This is a genomic window from Treponema sp. R6D11 (genome assembly GCF_054786075.1).
This window is the reverse complement of record NZ_BDHD01000125.1, coordinates 1-5,242: the sequence shown is the minus strand read 5'-3', so window position 1 is coordinate 5,242 and position 5,242 is coordinate 1. Positions and strand designations below refer to the sequence as shown.

General features: G+C 43.3%; 6 protein-coding genes, 1 tRNA gene and 1 pseudogene. 2 read left to right on the top strand and 6 right to left on the bottom strand.

From position 1 onward, the window contains the following. The 6 genes from ACYVTD_RS09565 to ACYVTD_RS09540 all read right to left on the bottom strand — a co-directional run. Positions 1–228 (bottom strand): hypothetical protein (locus ACYVTD_RS09565; RefSeq protein ID WP_461247549.1); only part of this gene is annotated, 228 nt, incomplete at its 3' end. Positions 229–246: 18 nt separating this feature from the next. Then, positions 247–504 carry a hypothetical protein gene (locus ACYVTD_RS09560; RefSeq protein WP_461247548.1) on the bottom strand — a complete coding sequence of 86 codons (258 nt, stop codon included), beginning with the start codon at positions 502–504 and terminating at the stop codon, positions 247–249. Between the two features lie 480 nt (positions 505–984). After that, positions 985–1,058: transfer RNA gene (locus ACYVTD_RS09555), tRNA-Ala, on the bottom strand. A 74-nt stretch (positions 1,059–1,132) separates the two neighbouring features. After that, positions 1,133–2,467 carry a tRNA (N(6)-L-threonylcarbamoyladenosine(37)-C(2))-methylthiotransferase MtaB gene (gene mtaB, locus ACYVTD_RS09550; protein WP_461247547.1) on the bottom strand — a complete coding sequence of 445 codons (1,335 nt, stop codon included), beginning with the start codon at positions 2,465–2,467 and terminating at the stop codon, positions 1,133–1,135. Between the two features lie 11 nt (positions 2,468–2,478). Next, positions 2,479–3,120 (bottom strand): tetratricopeptide repeat protein, encoded by a 642-nt coding sequence (locus ACYVTD_RS09545; protein WP_461247546.1) that lies wholly within the window; start codon positions 3,118–3,120, stop codon positions 2,479–2,481. Continuing rightward, positions 3,117–3,479, bottom strand: coding sequence for a bactofilin family protein (locus ACYVTD_RS09540; RefSeq protein WP_461247545.1), 363 nt, complete (start codon positions 3,477–3,479; stop codon positions 3,117–3,119). Before ACYVTD_RS09540 ends, ACYVTD_RS09545 begins: the two co-directional genes overlap by 4 nt. A gap of 99 nt (positions 3,480–3,578) precedes the next feature. Between ACYVTD_RS09540 and pta the strand changes: the two genes are divergently transcribed. After that, entirely contained in the window at positions 3,579–4,577 is a 999-nt protein-coding gene (gene pta, locus ACYVTD_RS09535; protein WP_461247544.1) for a phosphate acetyltransferase, read from the top strand. A gap of 136 nt (positions 4,578–4,713) precedes the next feature. After that, positions 4,714–5,242 (top strand): annotated as a pseudogene (locus ACYVTD_RS09530) (hypothetical protein); the annotation flags it as partial.

The window sequence follows — 5,242 nt, the reverse complement described above, 5'->3', positions numbered from 1 at the left end:
TTTATTATCAAGCGGATTTATAACAGTAAGAGGTTCGTTATAAACGCCAATTCCCGCGCGCAAACCGTCTTTTTGTAAAGCTAAAAGCATAAATGAATAACTATAATAAGGGCTGATATAAAGCCATTTATTCCGCCAACTGTCATCTGCAGGCTCGGAAGCCGCGACTTCATTGTCGGGAAGGTTAGCCATGCGCATAAAAAAGACCAATTGACAATAAAACAGCATTTCTTCTTCGTCTGTAAATTAATATTTCAGTGAGACAATTAACGACAAAACAACAACTTTTACAAGGCTTACAACAAACTTGGATTTTTGCGTACTTTGATCAAATTCGACTGTAAATTTGATATTATATTTAGCCGCGCTCATATTTTCGGTAACCTGGTATCCCGCCGCCTTTGCCTCTATAATAAGGGCTTCTTTAAACCCTTGGACAAAGACCGGCTGCCCAGTTCCCTGGATACAGAGTGTAATATTCTTAGAATTTGCCGCGTAAACCACTGAAAACGAACAAAAAAGTAGTGCTAAAACGCATGCTGTTTTCCTGACTATTTGCCACATTACCTATATTTTAGTACATCTATTTACGTTTTTCAATGTTTAGCAAAAAAAAGCATAAAATTGTCCTTATTCCACTCCTAAATTTGTTAAAAAGACTCTTCCCCAATTCAGGGGTTCGAATCCCCCACCCATTCCAGTATTTGTAAAATTATCTGGAGATAAGGGGGAACTCTACCAAGCACGCCGCTTAAGGCGTGTAGATGAATAATCCTAATCGTTCCGGCGCAAAAAAACTTAATAAGATGAACTATTGAGGCGAGCTTTAGCTCGCCGTCCGCGCCGCGGGCAGGACTGAAGTCCTCTCCATCCCAAAACCAACATATAAAGCCCCTTCCCAATTCAGGGGTTCGAATCCCACCCACTCCAGTAAGTATTAAATTTTTCCAAATATTAATTTATAGGGGTACTTGCAAAAACCATTGGAGATAAGGGGATTCGAACCCCTGACTTCTAGCTTGCAAAGCTAGCGCTCTAACCAACTGAGCTATATCCCCGTTACTAGAGTTGTCCGGAAACTTCAGTTTCTGAACAACTTCCCTACCAATTATTCCCAATTTTACGCACATTGTCAAGAAATAGGGCATATTTCCGCTATGGCATCATAATCCGCTGCTTTTTCCGCATCGGGTTTTTCCAACAGTTTGCACCTTAAAACCTCTCCGCGCGACGGAGGGTCTCCCTTGTAACGGATAAGCATTTTCATGTAATTCTCAGAAACTCCACGGCTGTATTTTCCGCCCCCTTTTTCCACCAGCACGTCAACCTCTTTGCCAAGCCAGCGCCGCACATACTCCGCCCTGCCCTGCTGTGCAAGCTCCGTAAAAAACCCTACCCGCCTTGTAACTTCGGCTTCATGTAATGACTCAGGGAAAGAAAAGGCGGCGGTTCCCGGTCTTTTTGAATACGGAAAGACATGTATCCATGCAAAGTCCATTTTTTTGCACATTTCAAAAGTTTCCTTAAACTCCGCTTCCGTTTCCCCGGGGAAGCCTGTAATAATGTCGCAGGCAAGGAACGGATCTGTTTTTGCGCGGCGCAAAAGGGAAACAGCGTCTTCAATAGTTTTGCCGTCGTAGGAGCGTCCCATTTTTTCAAGTATTTTTTTACTGCACGATTGAATCGATAAATGAAAATGAGGGCGGATGCGCTTATTCGATAAAACGCCGATAAGCTCCTCATCAATTTTATCGGGCGCAAGACTGGATAAGCGCAGGGCAATTTTTTCAGTCCCTTTTAAAAGATACTCCAACAGCCGCGCAAGGTTAGCCGCTTTTTTTTCATCGCTGTACTGACTGATATTTACGCCCGTAATCACGGCTTCCGCGTGGCTTTTTTCCAATATCCGCAAACGAGACAACGCTTCATCAGCGTCAAGACTGGTACTCGCGCCGCGCGCTAAGCGAATTCTGCAATATGTACAATGATTATTACACCCGTCCTGAATTTTTAAAAAACTTCTTGTGTGGTCGGAAAAAACCTGCGGATTAAATTGAAAAACCCTCTCCCCCGCTTTAGGCTGAGGTCTTTCCGAAAATTTTTCCAACAAAACATCAATTTGTTCATTTTTATTGTAATAATCGGGCAGATCAATAATACTGTCTTTTTTAATTACAAACAGGCGCTTTTTTTTGCCGTCGTCCAATTTTAATAAGTCATCACTGTTCAACTGCGCGTAACAACCTGTTACAAGAACTATGCTTTTTGGATAATCGCGCAACGCTTTTCTTATAACTCGCCTTGCTTTTTGGTCAGCTTTTGATGTTACAGTACAGGTATTAACAATAACGACAGAAGGCGCTTTTGCCGCGTGTTCAAAACCCGCGCGAAGAAAAGCATCGGTAATAGCTTCGCTTTCCAACAGGTTGAGTTTACAGCCTAAGGTTAAAGTTAAAAAGGACGGCATTCCCTGTCGCGCTATTGAGCATTACCCATAGTCCGCCTGATTCTTTCAATGCCGCGCTGGGCGTCAGACAGCTGAGAATTAAGGGAAAGAGCGCGCTCGTAAGCTTCTATCGCGCTGGATAAATCGCCTGCGTTTTCTCGCGTATACGCAAGCCTGACCCACCATGCCGCATTATTCGGAACCCAGTGAACGGCGGTAGAAAGGGCGATGTCGGCATGACGGAATTTTCCCTGACGGATATATACTTCTCCCATCAAATAATAAACCTGATCAATTCGCTGTCCTTCGGGTGCGGAACTTGCGTACTCTTGGAAATACTGTAGCGCCTCGTCGTTTCTCCCCTGATAATAACTTATTTCTCCCATAATCTGGGTGATTCTTACATCAAAACGGTATAAAGCTCTTCCGGCGCGGGCATAGCGCATTGCCTCTTCCAAACGGTTCAGCCGTATTAACGACCAGCAAATAACAACATGAGATTCCAAATTATTCGGGTTTTCGGCTAATTCTTCGCGGCAAATAACAACCGCTCTTTCAAAATTTCCGGCGCGGTATTCCGCTAACGCGTCAGGACCGTTATCGTCTTGAGCATAAACATTAAAAGTAAGAATTAAAAGGAAAATAGCTAATAAACATTTAATATTTGTTTTCATAATGTGTTTTTTCCAACCATTGTACATCTGCCGTTAAATATACAGCCTGTTTCCATGTAGATTTCGGGAGCCGTAACATTTCCCGACAACTTGCCGGAAATTGTAACTTCCACTTTTTCAACGGCGGTAACATCGCCTTTTACCTGTCCGCGGATTAAAACGCGCAGGGCGTGAATATTGGCGTTTACTACCGCGTTTTCATCTATAACCAGCAAGCCGGAAGCGTTAATTTCCCCAGAGACCTTTCCCCTGATAAGAAAAGGTTTTTCAAAACGTAATGTCCCCGTAAAATCAATATCCGGCGAAAGAATTGTGTCAAAATCCGAATCTTCCAGAAAGTCATTGTATACTTCAGTCACCTACGCCCCCGCTTTTTCAAGATTATAACAAAATATAACATCTTGCGCAAGTTAAGAAAAGGAGTTATCATAAATTTGGTATTATTTTAAGGAGGAAACATGGACTTTGTATCGATTATGAAGGCAAAAGCGGCAGGCTCGCTAAAAAGACTTGTATTACCGGAAGGTAATGAGGAGCGGACTATCAGAGCCGCTAGAATTCTTGTTGACGAAAAATTAGCTTCAAGCGTTACACTGCTTGGAAATATCGCAGGTATACAGGAAGTTGCTATGAAAGAAGGCGTCGATCTTACCGGCATAGCTCTTGTTCACCCGGGAACTGACAGTTCCGTTTTAAGCAAATACGCCAATGAATATTACGAATTACGAAAAAAGAAAGGTATGACGCCTGAGCAGGCAAAAATCGATATTACTGACCCACTACGCTGGGGAGCTATGATGGTTCATCTTGGAGACGCGGACGCGTCTGTTGCGGGAGCGATAAATACGACGGGCGACGTACTTCGCGCGGGGCTTGCCATAATCGGAACAGCCCCCGGCATTAAAACCGCTTCCTCATGCTTTGTTATGACAGGAATGGATCCCCAATACGGAAAAGAAGGATCGATGATATTCTCCGATTGCGCTGTAATTCCCGACCCGCTTGCAGAGCAGCTTGCCGATATTACGGAATGCGCAGCCCAATCCTGCCGTGAATTCTTAAATACCGAGCCTGTAGCCGCTCTTTTATCATTCTCATCAAAAGGCTCCGCAAAACATGATAATGTAACAAAGGTACAAGAAGCTGTAAAAATCCTTGAAACCCGAAACCTAGGGTTTGTTTTTGACGGAGAATTGCAGGCGGACGCCGCCCTTGTTCCTTCGGTACTGGATAAAAAAGCACCAGGAAGCCCCGTAAGAGGCAAGGTTAATACCCTGATTTTCCCCGATTTAGGCTCAGGCAATATCGGGTATAAACTGGTTCAGCGTCTCGGCAAAGCTCAAGCCTACGGACCATTCCTTCAGGGGTTTGCAAAACCGATAAGCGATCTTTCCAGAGGCGCGTCGGTTGAAGACATTGTAACCACCTGCGCCGTAACACTATCTCGTGTAAAATAGAAAAATTCAGTATTCGCCGTTTTACGCCGGATACTGAATTTAACTGTATCTTTACTAAAAAAACAGTTGATAAATAGATATAGATCGGTTTATAATTGTCATATAATATGAATACCATATTAATTAGGAGGAAATAATGGCAACAGCTAAAAAGCCGGCAAAGAAAAAACCGGCAGCTAAGAAGAAACCTGCGGCGAAAAAGCCGGCAGCTAAGAAAAAACCTGCGGCGAAAAAATCAACAGCCAAAAAAGCGACTGCTAAAAAAGCAAAAGTCAAAAAACCGGCGGCTAAGAAAAAACCTGCGGCGAAAAAATCAGCGGCTAAAAAGCCTGCTGCTAAAAAAGCAAGCGCTAAAAAGCCTGCGGCGAAAAAACCAGCGGCGAAAAAGCCTGCTGCTAAAAAATCCGTGAATAAAGTAACAATCTCTAAACCTACGGCTGCAAAAACAACATCAACATTAAGACCTGTAGAAACAAGCGATGTTCCGTACCGCAACCTATTTGACGCTTACAATCAGGGAAAACTTCCGTTTGCGCAAGGGTATATCGTTTCTTCATTCTTCAGCGAAACATCAAATTACGGAATTTATGAAATTGTATCCTATGCTGGTGTAAAAGAAATCTTTTTAACGGAAACAGGCTTACAATTTGTAACAGGCGGAAAGA